Source organism: Paenibacillus hubeiensis (assembly GCF_032334105.1).
In the GTDB taxonomy this organism is placed as follows: domain Bacteria; phylum Bacillota; class Bacilli; order Paenibacillales; family Paenibacillaceae; genus Paenibacillus; species Paenibacillus hubeiensis.
In genome coordinates this window covers 519116-534067 of sequence record NZ_JAVYAE020000002.1, presented here as the reverse complement: position 1 = coordinate 534067, position 14952 = coordinate 519116, and the positions used below count along the sequence as shown (strand labels likewise).

Annotated in this window: 11 protein-coding genes; 6 read left to right on the top strand and 5 right to left on the bottom strand. The window is 48.8% G+C overall.

The genetic code is table 11. From position 1 onward, the window contains the following. Positions 1 to 214 precede the first annotated feature (214 nt). A complete protein-coding gene (locus RSX24_RS08955; RefSeq protein ID WP_339272435.1) occupies positions 215 to 619 on the bottom strand; it encodes a hypothetical protein in 405 nt (134 codons plus the stop codon). 721 nt (positions 620 to 1340) lie between these two features. On the opposite strand from RSX24_RS08955, the gene RSX24_RS08950 reads away from it, so the two are divergent. Next, positions 1341 to 2816, top strand: a complete 1476-nt coding sequence (locus tag RSX24_RS08950; RefSeq protein WP_343260338.1) for a sensor histidine kinase — start codon at positions 1341 to 1343, stop codon at positions 2814 to 2816. Here RSX24_RS08950 and RSX24_RS08945 read toward each other — a convergent pair. Beyond that, the gene (locus RSX24_RS08945) at positions 2803 to 3390 is read right to left on the bottom strand and encodes a response regulator transcription factor (protein WP_343260337.1); all 588 of its coding nucleotides are present in this window, start codon (positions 3388 to 3390) and stop codon (positions 2803 to 2805) included. The genes RSX24_RS08950 and RSX24_RS08945 overlap by 14 nt on opposite strands. A 256-nt stretch (positions 3391 to 3646) precedes the next feature. Here RSX24_RS08945 and RSX24_RS08940 point away from each other — a divergent pair, with 256 nt between their 5' ends. The 3 genes from RSX24_RS08940 (at position 3647) to RSX24_RS08930 (ending at position 7584) form a co-directional block, all read left to right on the top strand. Beyond that, complete coding sequence (locus RSX24_RS08940) at positions 3647 to 6250, top strand: Ig-like domain-containing protein (RefSeq protein WP_339272440.1); 2604 nt, start codon at positions 3647 to 3649, stop codon at positions 6248 to 6250. Positions 6251 to 6262: 12 nt separating this feature from the next. Continuing rightward, complete coding sequence (locus RSX24_RS08935; RefSeq protein WP_343260336.1) at positions 6263 to 6967, top strand: hypothetical protein; 705 nt, start codon at positions 6263 to 6265, stop codon at positions 6965 to 6967. Between the two features lie 116 nt (positions 6968 to 7083). Next, on the top strand, positions 7084 to 7584 hold the full coding sequence (locus RSX24_RS08930) for a pyridoxamine 5'-phosphate oxidase family protein (protein ID WP_236412611.1): 501 nt from the start codon (positions 7084 to 7086) through the stop codon (positions 7582 to 7584). A gap of 152 nt (positions 7585 to 7736) precedes the next feature. Here the strand turns inward: RSX24_RS08930 and RSX24_RS08925 are convergent, their stop codons facing one another. From RSX24_RS08925 to RSX24_RS08915, 3 genes are all read right to left on the bottom strand, one after another. Continuing rightward, positions 7737 to 8519 (bottom strand): MerR family transcriptional regulator, encoded by a 783-nt coding sequence (locus RSX24_RS08925; RefSeq protein ID WP_343260335.1) that lies wholly within the window; start codon positions 8517 to 8519, stop codon positions 7737 to 7739. 466 nt (positions 8520 to 8985) lie between these two features. Next, entirely contained in the window at positions 8986 to 10683 is a 1698-nt protein-coding gene (locus tag RSX24_RS08920; protein ID WP_343260334.1) for a cellulase family glycosylhydrolase, read from the bottom strand. A 235-nt stretch (positions 10684 to 10918) separates the two neighbouring features. Continuing rightward, positions 10919 to 12205, bottom strand: a complete 1287-nt coding sequence (locus RSX24_RS08915) for a DUF418 domain-containing protein (protein ID WP_438286783.1) — start codon at positions 12203 to 12205, stop codon at positions 10919 to 10921. Positions 12206 to 12348: 143 nt separating this feature from the next. On the opposite strand from RSX24_RS08915, the gene RSX24_RS08910 reads away from it, so the two are divergent. Both RSX24_RS08910 and RSX24_RS08905 read left to right on the top strand, forming a co-directional pair. Continuing rightward, complete coding sequence (locus tag RSX24_RS08910; protein WP_236412602.1) at positions 12349 to 13077, top strand: response regulator transcription factor; 729 nt, start codon at positions 12349 to 12351, stop codon at positions 13075 to 13077. Next, complete coding sequence (locus RSX24_RS08905) at positions 13074 to 14873, top strand: sensor histidine kinase (RefSeq protein WP_343260333.1); 1800 nt, start codon at positions 13074 to 13076, stop codon at positions 14871 to 14873. Before RSX24_RS08910 ends, RSX24_RS08905 begins: the two co-directional genes overlap by 4 nt. The last annotated feature ends 79 nt before the right edge of the window (positions 14874 to 14952 follow it).

The following is a 14952-nucleotide window of genomic DNA, read 5'->3' as shown; positions in this document are numbered from 1 at the left end:
CGTACAACCGGGCGTTAACCACACTCTTGTTCCGAGGAAACACTTACCTACATATTATATTATGGTTTAAAAATGCCAACCCTCTAAAGAGAATTGGCATTGAGAGATGGGAATGATGTTTAAGTCTGATATGTATTATTTCTATTGAATTACCTCACCTGATCCTGCTTAGAAACGTCCTTGTTTTGTGTCGGCCCAAAGTCTAGGTATACTGCTAGGTTGTTTTTGTATTGGAAAATTGTCTTCGAAGATATTTTTGACTGGGACGATGGAGAAGAATTGTAACAACCGCAAAAATATAAATTAGAATGGACAAGACCTCTTTCGAAGAGAACACCTGAAGAAGACCAAGGATAACAATAATCAGAGATGTTTTATACATTTTACAGCTAATAAAAATGACGGCTAATAACGCAGGGATTAACGCAATGTAGATACTAGCTTCAGCAGCTCCAAAAGCATAATATAAGCTTTCCGAATTGGCATCTAGATACATAAACTTGGCATCCGCTTCTCGAATTTTAATTTGCAGCTGCACCATCGAATATACCAAAATGACTAATTTCAAACTTAGTAAAGCGCGGACCACATGCAACATTACAGGCATCTTCATCTTCATGCAATTAGCTTTCTCCAATCTCTATGTATATTATTTTCCTTAATTATACTTTTCAACAAACCAATAACACATTAGACTTAAGTATGGTTTTTTATTGATCCAAATTCGTAAATGTGTATTCGTTTCTTGACTCCACATTTTCAATTTAAGCGTGATGTTTGAAAGACTTGGAGATAGAAAGAGCATAACGAAATTTAAATCGGATTCAGCATCGGCAAAAAAATAGAAAGAGCAGCCTTCTCACAGGCTGCTCTTGAACACAGAACCTGGACTTATTTAACCAGAAATGAACCGAGGCAGATATATGTTATTCTTTTTTAAACCATGTTTTGGCCTCTTGAGAACTCAATCTCCAGATCACGAACACAGGAAGAATAACCCCAATGATAAATCCTGCATTATGCCAGACCGCGAATTCAGTCAAGCGCAGCACAATCATAATGACTGATAATACCTATTTTTGATATCAGCTGCGATCTTGCTTAGAATGCTCACACTCCTTGCTGTCTCTATATCTACCAATCCGTCATTTGTATAGAAATGCTTGTTGTCAATCCATTTATTTCACCAAAAATGGTTCCTTGATGTTGTACCGAATTGGCGTATAAAATATCTTCTTTGAAGTCAACGGAAAATGATAATGGATAAATTTAGACGATATGATAAAATGAGGTGTGTTCCTTGATGTTGCAAAGAGTCGAGTTTAATGGAGGGCATCTTCTTGAAATGGTTATATGTCGTCATGTTCGCATCCCTATGGCTGCTGGGTATCCTGATGCTGTCACAGCATTTTCGTAAAAACTTTTGGATCGGTCTTTCTCTGCTCTGCGGGGGTATGGCGAGCTTCACCTTTTCCATCCATTTAACAATCGTTCCTTATCTATCTAGCAGGGGCTTGCTCAATCCGCTCTTAAGCAACCTTCTTTATACGTCCAGCATTGCGGCCATAACCGTTTATTTTTACTTGTTTGCGTTTGTTTTTTGCATAAGCGGGGTATGGTTCGGGGTGATCCGTAAGAGCAAAAACGCTATTCTGATCACTATTGCTTTATTCATACCCGCAGCTTGTCTACTTGGCAACCATCTGCTGAACGAGCCTCCAAACATCTTTATCATCAACAGCTTTCGCTGGTGGGACGGATTCTACTTCATCTTGGGCTGCTGTCTTTATTTCGCCTCCTATCTATTGGAAAAGGAAGCTGAAGCAAGACGGTCAAAGCGGCGAATAGCTTTCCTATTCTCGGCAGCGATCCTTTGGGCCTTTTCAACGGATTTCCTAGGCTTTAAAACACTTCGTTTGGAAGAATGGCAGTTTCAATTGGAGAGCAACAATGCGTGGAAGAACAACGTGTTCGTTGTTCTTGGCCTAGTCGTGACCATCGTATATTTTACGCTTAAATACGGGTTTCTCGGCATTAAATTGCGGATCGAACGAGAACGTCTGAATTCCTCAATGCGCGCTCTGACACTGGGGGTGTCTATTCTCAATCATTCCATCAAAAACGAAATTCAAAAGATCAGCTACCTGGCTGAAAAAACAGGAGACTACATACACTCCGGCCAGTCTGCTAAATCACAGCAAACGCTTGAGCAGGTACAGACCGTGGCTAATCATTTGCTCAATATGGTTAGCCGCATTAAAGATAAAGCCGATGATATCGAACTTGAAGAGAGGGAATTGGATATTAACGAACTGATCTCTTCCGTTACGTCCCCTTTAAAACCGCAGCTTGAAGGACGCGGTATCGTCCTTCAAGAGCTGATCGAATCGAAAGGTAGATTAAGATGCGATCCCACTCATCTCAAGGAAACGCTGTCAAACCTGCTCCAAAATGCCCTCGACGTAATGCCTGAGCGAAACGGCACGCTAAGCATTCACGTTTATACAGGGAATAAACACTTGTTGATAAACGTTGCCGACAATGGATGCGGTATCCCGAAGGAGCAGCATAGCAAAATTTTTGAGCCCTTTTATACAACAAAGAAAAATACGCTAAGCTTCGGTTTAGGACTCTCCTATTGTGCTTCGGTGATGCAAAAGCATAATGGAAGCATACGTATACTTGAATCCGAGCCTGGCAAAGGCACCGTAATCGGCTTATCCTTTCCGTTGAACCGATTCACCACTGCTTCCAAGGCCAATCGCTACTTTGATTGGAATCCTTTCTCTACAGCCCGCCGAATTAACCGTTTCTAAAAGGGTTGAGCTTGTTTTTTATGCTTTTCAACTGTGATTTGATCGTATTGGTGGATTTGTATAGTTTTTCAGAAATTTGCTGTTTGCTGAGCCCCTGCTTACGTAGCTCGAATACTTCTCGTTCCGTGGGCGTAAGCGGCATTAGCTGAACCTCGTTTCGCATAATACTTGCGGCATCCGCATGAATAGCGGACCGGTTGGCATATGCTTCTCTTACTGCACGAACGATGTCTTTGTAGCTTTGCTTCGTAATGTAATTCATGGCACCCAGCTGAAACGATTTGATAATAATGTCTTTGTCCGAAAGCGAGGTCAGCATAATAATTTTTACGTTACGATGTGTCAGCAGTGTTGAAATTTCATGGGCGGCCTCCAGGCCGTCCAAATTGTTTTTAGTCAAATTAATATCCATAAGTACGACATCGATCTCTGTTTCAAGTGCAGTTCGAACCGCCTCTTCTCCCGTACCCACTACTGCAACAACATCTATATCCGTTTCCTCCGCCAAATCACTGCTTATATTCTGCTGCCAGAAAGAATCGTCCTCAACGAGCATTACGCGTATACGCTCCATGTAAGCACCCTGCCTTCCGCGGTATTCTTTCTATGGAAACCGGAAGCACTACAGCTTCGAATGTAGTATATCAAAGATGGTTATCGCCTGATAGGATGAAAATTTTTCACCCTTTCAGTATCGCTGCAGGGTGAGAAAAGTTCATCCTCCCCAGCCTATTCTCGAACGCTCTATAATGCGAATTGTGAATGACGGCAACAGCGCCCGAAAGCGCCCATGTCGCAACGATTCCCATTTAAAAAGGAGTAGATTCAGAATGTCCACAAATAAAAAGCAAGACGCCTCCCTTCGCTTAGCCGGAGAAACCAGTGCACCCATCATCAGTTACAACGTACCTGAACCGACATCCTACACCGGTCGTACCTACATTGAACTGACATTTCCCGACGATAGTTTTCTTCCGTCAGCAGCCGGTAATAACTCAATCGTTTCACGAGCAGCATCCGCCAAAAACGAATCTCCGGTTGAGGCGTTACGTAAAGCGAAGCGATCGGGAGAACGGATGACTGAAAAGCTTAAAAAGCTCACCGAAGAGGAGGTCGAGCAAGCAGCCCTTGAAGGCAAGCAGCTGTCAATTTGCCGGACAATGACTGGTGCATTGGCCCACCGGTTCAAAGGTGATTCTACCGCTTCTATAAATGCGGTGAACGCAGCTTCCCTTCGCCCGCCTCTGCCTACGACCGACGACGGCGGATACCCTCCTTCCGTTCCCACGGATCCGGGCGGCGGTGGTGACGGCAGCTTTCCTGACCCGGTAGATCCGAAAATCAGCGTGTCGATTACTTCGCCGGCCCCAAACACCAGGATTACCGGACCACATACCGGAGCTCCAGTGACCATCACGGGTAAAGCCTTGGTAACCGTAGGCGGAGGCACGATTTCACATGTCAGAGTTAAAATAGGAGATGGAGACTACAATGAAGCCACGCTTTTAACCAATGGTTCCTGGACGTTCAATACAATAATTGCGACAGAAGGAAGCCTGGCCATTAAAGCACAGGCAGAGCACAGTTTCGGTTCGGTTACGAACGTATCGACGGTAACGGTAAACGTAGATCTCGAGGATCCGGACACGGTTCCACCAACCGTAGCAATTACCTCCCCTGTTCCGGGACAGCATTACAGCGCTGCCGGGAGAGACTCCATTTCCGTCATGATTGAGGGTACCGCGTCGGATATGCATGGTGTTTCCAAAGTCGAACTTATTGTTGATGGCGGAGCCTCGGTGTTGGTCGATACGTCTGACCGATACGCAAACTGGAAAAAAGCGCTGACGTTAGGAGCAGGAAACCATTCAATTGTAGCTCGCGCTACAGACAGCTTTGGATTAACTGGAGAAACGAGCCTCACGGTATTGATCGATGCCACTCCACCCACCATTTCTATTACTTCGCCCGCAGCAGACGGAAATGTGGCCGGGACGCATACGAAAGGAGCAATCCTGGAGGTGACGGGAACTGCCCTAGACGATCATGGCATACGAGTCGTAGAGGTGACTGTTGATAATAATCCCGTTTATACACGTGCAGCCGAAGTCGAGCCTAATAATTGGTCAAAGTGGAAAGCCGCCGTTCAAATTGACCAATCTGGCCCTCATTTTATAACTGCTAGAGCAACGGATCTTGCAGGCAATACGGTGGAGACAATGATAAAGGTGAATGTCACCATCGTTCCGGAGATTACCTCCCGCACTAACCGCATCATTTTGATTGAGTCCTACCGCCTTTCTTCTTTCTGCGGACAATACGGGATTGGCCGCATGCTGAACACGTTCTCTCTTCTGCCGGGCGAAAAGAGCAAAATAACGATTCGGTCCTATACGCAAAGTGAAGAAAGCTTAAAGGATGCGTCCAGCATTCTTGATTCCGTAACGGACGATATCGCATTGGAATTCGAAAAATCAATCGGGGACGAATCGTCCAATAAAACAGTATATGAGGAAAGCGATGCCTACAAACTTGAAGCAAGCATGGGTATCAGCTGGGGCGGATGCCTGAGCGCATCGGCAAGTGCATCAACTAGTGGCACGACGAATGCCGCGCGCGAGCAACTGACCAAAAACATTGTAAATGCGGCCGAAAAACATGTGTCCAAAGCCTCGGCACGCCGTGACTTGAAAGTGGAAACCACTTACGAAATCAAAACGACCAAATCGGAAGAAAACGTCATTATCCGAGAGATCGAAAATGTGAATATGAGCCGTACTCTTAATTTCGTGTTCCGTCAAATGAATCAGGAATTTATAACGCTGCTACACCTGGTAGACTTGCGGATCGGCTATTTCTGTGCAGATAACGACTACTACAGGGAAGTGACGCTTCCGGAGCTTGATGGCCTTTTGGCTGAGGTGATCGTGGAAGAAAAACGGGCTGAAATCCGAAATGCAATTTTGAATCAAATGACAAACATTTTCGATTACAAGGATCGCCACCATGTCTTCGTTGAGGAAGAACAGTTTACTGATTCTGATGGAAATGTCGTGCCACTCTCCAGTTATTTGAGAGTTAAGAAAGACTACACTACAGAATACTATGACGAAGCCACTGGAACAAAAATTAGTGTCCCCGGCATTATTATGGCAGCCAACCGGCATGTTCTTCGTACTGATGGCATTGCCGTCGAAGCGGTGCTCGGACAGGGCGAAGCGCTGGATGCTTACTCCCGCAATCTGCAGGAACAAGCCGTTCGAGAGAAGGAGCTCCGCAACGATATGCTGGAGGCAGAGATCAAAATGAAACAGCTTGCCCTGTCGATTCTAAAAGAACGCGATGAGGCGGCGGCTCAAATTTACAGTTTGCTGAACCCTGCACCGATTGCAGAGGAAGAATCCACCCCGGCTGCTGCTGTTACTCTTAGATAAGGGGGGGCATACATGGGAACCTCAGGGAACGACAAACATCAAAATCCTGTTCTTCATGAAAGAGCCTTAGAAAAGATCAGCAAATTCATGGTCGACCACGATGTTTTGTTCAAGCTATACAAAAAAGCGGCCGATCAGCTGAAAAAGGCGCTGGAGAAAGGAAAAGCAGGTTATGTACTGGATTTTCATAAAGTCCATATGCAATACCTGATTATGGTCTATACCGCAGTTGTGAAGATCGAGGAAACGGCGGAGGCCGTTTCTCAGTTGGAAAAAAACTTGGATGCTTATGTAGCATCGGCAGAAAAAGAACTGCAATTTTCAGCGACGATCTCACCCGATCCGTTGCAGAGAATGACGACAAACGAGCTGTATTATAACTCTTCGGATCCTATATTTAAACGGCTATACAACGATACTGTTCTAACACAGCGCCAGTTGACCAAGGCTGTTCTGGACTCCCTTGTTGAACACGGTGACCAGGGACGTCTAATCAAGGAGGACACGAAGATAAAACTCGGAGAGCTCAAAGAAAAGCTGGAAGCGATGGTTCCGAAGTCGTCAGCGGAACAATTGATCATTAACCGCAACAAGCAAAACCTTGATATGGTTTCCCTTAAACTGGCGAAGCTGGAGGTCATAATTGGACGTATTGTTCAAGCGATAGCTGAAGCCCAACGAAACGAAGAAACGGCTAATCACTATCCGATGATGTAAATTCCTGCTTTTCTCGCCGCCTTCAACAACCGCGAAGACGTTGCTCCTGCTGAGGGGTTTGACGAGCTTAGCGTTGGAGATAATGAGATATATACATCAAAAGGAGGAATCCAAAGATGAATCCAACCTCCGTCAACCTGGAAGCGGTCGAGAAGGTACAGGAACTGATCAAAGACATCGAGATTGCAATGCTTACAACGATATCCGATAGAGGGCTCGTTTCCCGACCCATGAAGACCCAGGACGTTGAGTTCGACAGCAACCTGTGGTTCTTGACGAAGAAAGATACTAGCAAGTTTCATGAATTGCTTCACAACCAGCAAGTCAACGTGGCATACGTAGGAAAGTCTTTCGTCTCCATCCGCGGTGAAGCCGAACTCGTGGACAGTTCGGAGAAGGTGAAAGATTTCTGGAACCCGGCCTACGAAAAAATACTTGAAACGACGTTTGACGATCCAAACCTCGTTCTCATCAAGATCAAAGCCGAAACTGCAGAGTATTGGGATTCCGGTAACAAGTTCAAGATGGTTCAATTTATGTTCCGTAGGCTGCTGGGTCAAAATACGGAAGGAACCGATATCAATCAGACCGTGGAATTGAATTCGTTTAATGATTGATGAAGAAATGCCCATCATGCTATAGGTGATGGGCATTTGCTTTTTGTACTCTACGTGAAGAGAGCGAACCGAACCTAAATCCTGTTTCAATAAGGTACATCTTCATCAAAAGCAGCTGCACGCTTCCCATTTTGAACCTTAACGCCGCCTGATTAATAATCCTTTTCTGCCTGGGTCATGCGACGCCTCACGGCTTCTTCCATCGCCCGATTCAGCCACTGCTCTTCTTCGGGCGTAAACGGAGAGCCGCCGACGGTCAGAGGCTCAAGTCCGGTGATGTCAAACTCTTCCGGATTGCCGATCATGGCAATCGTCTCTTCCCCGACCAGCGCCATCTGGGCCTCCATGTACTGCTCAATGAGGCGCTGAACCTCCGGTGTGTGCACGGGGCCTCCGCTTCTTTGCTTCACTTCCCGGACAAATTCCAGATATAGACGGTCCATGTCCTGCTGCACCTGCCCCATATGGTCAAAAATGGCGGCAGCAGCCTGTTTCCCCCTGGCCTGTTCCAGCCATTCCCGCTGCTCCGGCTCGGTCTGAACCCCGCGAATGATTGCCATCAACGTGCTCATCTGCTCGTGCCCGTTCAGTTCCGATAGAGCGCGAAGCCGTGCAAGTGCTGCTAGAGCGCGTTCAAGCTCCTCTTTCTTTATCCGCATCCCGATCTCCAGCTGACTCAGCATCCCGTCCCATTCTTCCGCAGCCGTATCGGATTCCAAAATGTCCCGGATCTGCTTAAGGGGAAAACCTAAAAATTTCAGTGCCGTGATTTGCTGCAGCCGTTCCATCTGCTCCAGCCCGTATACCCGATGCTCGCCCGTCCCCTGCCGCTCAGGGGATAATAGTCCCTGCTCCTCGTAGTAGTGCAGCGTCCGGATCGATACACCCGCCTGCTCCGAAAGCTGTCCCACCGTCAGCCACGTCTGTCCATTCATTTCTGCAAAAAACCTCCTCCATGAACTGTCTTCTCTATGCATGAGATGATTTCATTCTACTCCCTCACGCAGCGTCAGGGGCAAGCAGAAATTAAAATATAGTCGGACTTCCATACTTTATGATACATGCCTAATCAGTAATCATATAAGTTGTTGTCCTTGTATAGGGTCAAGAACTTGTACTGATATAATAAAAAAGCCGCTATAATAGCGACTTTGAATATAACAATGTTCTTGTCCTTCAACAACAAGCTTCCCCAGCTGAGCGTTACACGTGGTTCACACTAACACCATGCCAGAGCCGGAGCATTCCATTCTAAAAAGTATACCAGCCTTCGTCAATATACACCTCTAACAAGGGGAACACCTTACAGCAGCACAAACTCCCCTACTTGCAGATCATCCGACTATGAAAAATCCGCTTGCAGCCGTCGACAGTCCCCCTGGTCTTCGATGCATGGCAGAGCTAGGGCTCGATTCCCCAGACGAGCTTTCCTTTCCGGTACAGCGTAACTTTGTTCCAGTCGCTGAACGACGTCTTCGTCCCGTCGAACGAGTAGTCGTCCGACGGGTTGAAATCCGACCAGTCGCTCTTGGCGATACGCACCTGGATGTCGCCGGATTGGCCGCCTGCCGGAATCGATCCGGCCATCGCCGCGAACCGGATTTCCAGATACCCATCCGTTCCTGTTCGCGCCGGTTCGATCGGTGCAAACGTTCCGCTAACGGTGTTTGTCCCGACCTGGGCCCAATCACACCAGAATTGGAGCTCTTTGCTGCCGTCTTTCGTGAAATAATAACGAATCTTCACTTCACTCAGCGGGATGTCTGTCTTACCGTTATTGGTGATGTTAAACGCAGCATGGATCATATTGTCCTCTGCCGCGCTGCTGTTGCTCGTTTTGTACTGGACGGCGAGTCCCTCGGCAGCGTTCGTTCCGCCGCTCGCAGGCGCCGTCGCTTCTGCTGCCTTTTTCGATGGCGCCGGGTCTGCTGCCTGTTTCGGAGCGGCTGGCTGTCCGCCGTTCACGGGCTTCATGATCCTGGCAAGCATCTTTTGCTTCGGCTTGTTCCATGTCTGCCAGTCGTCTAACAGCAGCCCGCCGGTATCTCCGCTGTTCGGGTTGAGGCTCCAATATGTCCAATACAGATCATTCCGGCTGATGTAGTCGACAAGCGCGTTTTGCCACTTGCCTTCCTTCGAGGCCCTATCGACGCTGCGTCCGCCGAACTCCCCCAGCAGGATCGGCGCGATTTTTTCCTTATGGATGTAACCCCAGTTCGCATCCCATACACCGGACAGGTTGGCGGGAAATTTCCTGTCAGCAAACCACGGCTGCGACGAAACACCCGGGCCGTAATCGTGCGGCGAATAAACGATCCGGTTTGGCACCTTCAGCCGGACCGGATATTTGCGGACCCCTTTCAGATTGCCGCCCCACCAATAGGAGCCGCTCTGTCCCTTTACTTTCGCGTCCACCCCTTCCACAACGATCAGCCAATCCGGGTTAACGGCGAGAATCGCATTGCCCGCCCGTTCGGCAGCCAACCGCCAGTCGGTGGCCGAATCGCCGCATCCCCAGCAAACGGAACCGTGCGGCTCGTTATGCAAATCGGCGCCGATCACCGTGTCGTTGCCCAGGTAACGCTTTGCAAGCATCTTCCAGTCTTTGATCCATGTCTTTTCCGGAACCGATGGCGTATACCATCGCTCCGTTTGCCCCGAGGCCGTTGGACGATGACGGTCAAGAATGATTTTCATCCCGCGTTCTCCCGCTTTTTGCACGAGCTTGTCCAGCAGTTGCAGCGGCGTCAGCCCCTTCAGGTCAGGATTTTTCGCATAGTCGATTCCGCTTGGCGTTTTGCCTGGCAACAGCATTTCGTTCGTATATGGAATGCGCAGCAAGTTGTAACCTTCCTTGGCAAGCTGGTCCAGCACGCTGTCCATCGACCTTGTCCACAAGCCATGGGGAGCAAAGTTGTCCGTTTCAAATCCGAACCAGTTCACTCCGTTGAAGTTGGCCGGTTTGCCCTGCGCATCGACGATACGGTTGCCTGACGTGTGGTAGTAGCCCAAAGAAGACAAGGAATTGGCTGATGCTGCAGCCCCGATACCCGAGACGAGCATGGCCACCAGCAGCAGACAGGTTCCTATTTTTTTCATCCGATCCTCCCTTTCTATGATCCAGATTAACCTTAGGAAAGCAGTGTATAACCTCGCAGGTACATCGCGCCTGCAATGACATGCTCCTTAGAATATATCGGTTAATCAAGGCAGTTGTTGTAGATATATTTCGTGTGACAGGGAGAATACGAGCTTCGTTTGGACTTATACCATTCGCTTCGCGAAAAAATATGGACTGATCCCTTTGCAATACCGCAACCGGGGTTTACCTTTTTTAGCGGTTTGCGGCAGCGCCATCAGGCTCAAGTGAGTTTGCCTCGCTTTTCAATGGAATCCGTTGTTTTCGTTTCTTCTTTCTCGGTTGTCCTCTCCAAGACAGGTACGTCCAGATGCGCAAAACGTATTCGACGGGCCCACTGCTGAACTTCTTCAAGTAAACGGGACTAAGCCACAACTGAATGCAATAAACGGCAAGCGCGATGAGCGCCCCGACGAAAACACCGGCACGGCCAAACAGTCCGAGTCCATATCCGTAGAAAATCGTCGTACAGATTACGCTTTGCATCAGGTAATTCGTAAGCGAGAGACGGCCTACCGCTTCAAATCTTGCCATCAGGGCAGCACGGCCGCTTCCCGTATACAGCAGTGCAAAGGCGTAAATGTAGCCAAGCGCAAGCAGCATACCTCCGAGCGTTGTTCCAATTCCGGTGCCTGGCCAACTTTCCACGCCAAGCTGCGGGGCTAATACGCCGTATGCTTTCAGTAACAGTCCAACAGGAATCAGAAATGCGGCGCGGTGAGAATATGTACGTCTCATGGCTGGCGGATCGTCAAACGTTCCGATTCTGGCGGAACGCATGCCGAGCAGAAACATCGGCAGCGTGATAACCGGGGCCAGCACGAGAGCAAGCAAGATGAAGTTCTTATCCATCTCCCCGAAAGGGTCGGCATTGTTGCGAAAATCCTTGATCTCCGTATAGCTGCCGTTGCCGTATACATCCTGGCTTTGCACAATGTAATTGATCATCTCCTGAGACGGAGCAGCCAGTGGGTCCGACGGATCTGAAGCAGGGAGACCAAGCAGACCCGCACCCGTTAGTAATATTATCGCCCAGATGAATAATGTTTTTGGTTTCCGGTTCAGAAACAGAAGCAGAAGGAAACCGGTGATGCCATAAAACGTCAAGATATCCCCTTCCCACAGAAATGTCGAGTGCAGCAGCCCGATAAGGAATAGAAGCAGAAAACGGCGGGCCAGGTGACACTTCGGTCGTAGTTCCCGTGTTTTCAGGCTTTCCGATAGCTTGATCATTCCGAACCCGAACATAAATGCGAAGATTGGCATGAAGCTGCCCACCACCGTAACCTCCAGGAATGAATGAAAAGCCATGTCCGCCCCCTTAATCCCAAACAGATGCAGTGCGCTTTCGCCGAACAGGCCGTACTGGAAAATCAACATATTGGCCAGCACAATGCCCACCAGGCTGAATCCGCGCAGCCCATCGATTAATTGAACGCGCTTTTTATATGTACTCAATTCGATCACCTCGGTATTCAGCATAACGTCCCGTCCTAAATGAGCGTTAAAGCCTTCCTTAACATTTCCTTAACGCGGCATTGGAAACAGGCCTCTCCCTTTAAGCAGCGTTAAGGTTTCTCTGGTACAATGACTAATGCAATATGTAGACAAGGAGAGATTTCCCAATGAATTCTGCAAAAATTCTAATTGTGGACGACGAAAAAGCGATCGTGCAAATGCTCGAGTTCGTGCTGCGCAAGGAAGGCTTCGAGCATATCTATACAGCAGACAACGCGGAAGACGGCATGCAGCTTCTGCTCGAATACGGCGCCGATATTATTTTGCTCGACGTCATGCTGCCCGACCGTACGGGCTTTGAGCTCGGACCGCAGATTCGGGCGCAGTCCGACGCACATCTGATCTATTTGACGGCACGCACGACGGACTTGGATCGACTGACGGGCTTTGCCGTAGGTGGAGACGATTATGTGACCAAGCCGTTCAATCCGCTGGAAATCGCAGCCCGAATTAAAGCGCGTCTGAGGCGAGGAATAGCCGAAACAGCGGTCCAATCCGCCGTCACGCCTAACGCGGACCCTCGTCAGCGATATGACTTCGGGGGATTTGTCCTTGATGAACGGGCCGGTGAGCTGCTTGTCGGCGGCCGGAACGTGCCCTGCCCTGCCCAAGCCTACCAGCTGCTGCTGTTCCTGTGCCGAAATCCAAACATCGTCTTCTCCAAAGCCCAACTGTACGAATCCGTCTGGGGCTTTGACGGACTCGGCGATGACAATACGGTCATGGTTCATGTCCGCAAAATACGTGAACGCATTGAGTCAGACCCAAGCTCGCCACGTTATCTCCTGACCGTTCGCGGACTCGGGTATAAGCTCGTGAAGGGTGAAAACGTATGAAAAAGCAGGCAAAAATGAAACGGAGCCGTATCGCGAGGCGGTTGGGATTCCATTTTACCCTCCAGTTCTTCACCCTTTGGCTGCTGGTGCTGGCCATTGTATTAATTTCATTATTTACAATGATGTATTACATCGGTAACGAACAGTTGAAGACCGACTTACCTTCAGAAGTGCTGGATTCGCTGTCGATGGAAGCGATCATCGAGGGCGACAGCGTAGAGCTCCCGTCTTTCTGGCAGGATCAGCTGGAACAAAAGGGATATTGGCTCCAGATCGTCAACGAAAACGGACGGGAAGTTTATGATCTGAACGTACCTGAAGGCGTGCCGAAGCAATACGCTGCTTCTGATCTGCTGCGAATCAGTGATACGGGAAGGCTGAGCGAATACAATGTCACCACGTTATACGAAGAGATTTTCGGCTCCCGAAATCTTTATCTGCTGGGGCGGAAAGATGCCGACGGATCAAGGCTTGAAGCATGGTACGAGCTGTACTCCGAAAATGGACGTGTACCAGACTCCGCCGCCGCAACATTAGACGATAAAGTGAAATCGATCGGAGCTTCGCTTGTAATACTGGACGAAGCCGGCCGCGTCGCACAGAACTTTGGGCTTCCGTCAAACTATGCGACGTACGGGGCGCTGGCCCTGATTGAGATGCGTCAGCAACCGGCCAAATCGAAGATGGAAGTCTCCTATCATTACGATCCTGCTTCCGAATATACATGGCTGATTGAACGGCCGCGAGCGAGTGAACAACCAACGAACCAGCCGATATTGCGTACGCTGCTGATTATTCTGGTTATCGTCGGCATAGCGATTTTACTGCTTTCCCTTGCTCTCGCAGTGTGGCACGGCTACCGATACGGCGGTCCCCTGCTGCTGTTCATGAGAGGCTTCGAACGAATGGGCAGAGGCGAATATGAACAGGTCTTTACCGAGAAGGAACGCCGGAAGATTTTTGGCAAAAACGGCCGCTTCCGCGCCCGGTATAAGCTGTACCACGAGGTCATCGCAGGCTTCTCCGAAATGGCAGATAAACTAGCTCGTGCGCGTAATGAACGCCTCCGTTTGGAGCAATCCCGGGAAGAATGGATGACTGGCATCTCGCACGATCTGCGTACACCGCTCACAACCGTCCAAGGTTACGGCCATCTGCTGGAAAGTGGGCAGTTCAGCTGGAGCGAGAAGGAGCTGAGAGAGGTTGGAGGCACAATCCGCGAAAAAAGTACATATATGTTAGAACTGTTACAGGACTTTTCGCTGACGTTCGAACTGAAAAATCATACGCCAGGTGAAAAGCTGGAACCGCTGGAACTCAATGAATTCGTTCGCCGTGCCGTTCTTCGTTATGTTAACGACGTAACGTTGCAAAACGTCGTTTTCGATTTCGAAGAAAGTCCGGCTTCCCTACGTATTCTAGCCAATCCAAAGTGGTTCCAACGTTTGCTCGACAATTTAATTTCCAACGCTGTCAAGCATAACCCGCCTGGGACGGAAATCGTACTGAGCGTTATGCATGAAGGAGAGTTTGCCTTCATCACCGTCCGTGATAACGGTGTAGGCATGGACGCGGAGACACAATCCCGCCTCTTTGACCGTTATTACCGAGGGACGAACACGGATGAGGGGATGGATGGAGCGGGACTCGGTATGAGTATCGCTTACGCTGTCGTGGCCGCGCATAAAGGCACGATTACGGTGGAGTCCGGCGTTGGCGAAGGCACAATGATCAAACTGACGTTCCCCGCGCTGCCATCTCCGGCTTCCGAACGAGAAACCGGAAGTTACCTGTAGTCGTGAATCAGACGTAGTTAAAAAAATGAGCAGTCTGTTTACATTACAGACTGCTCATTCCTCATTAAACCAACGTTTC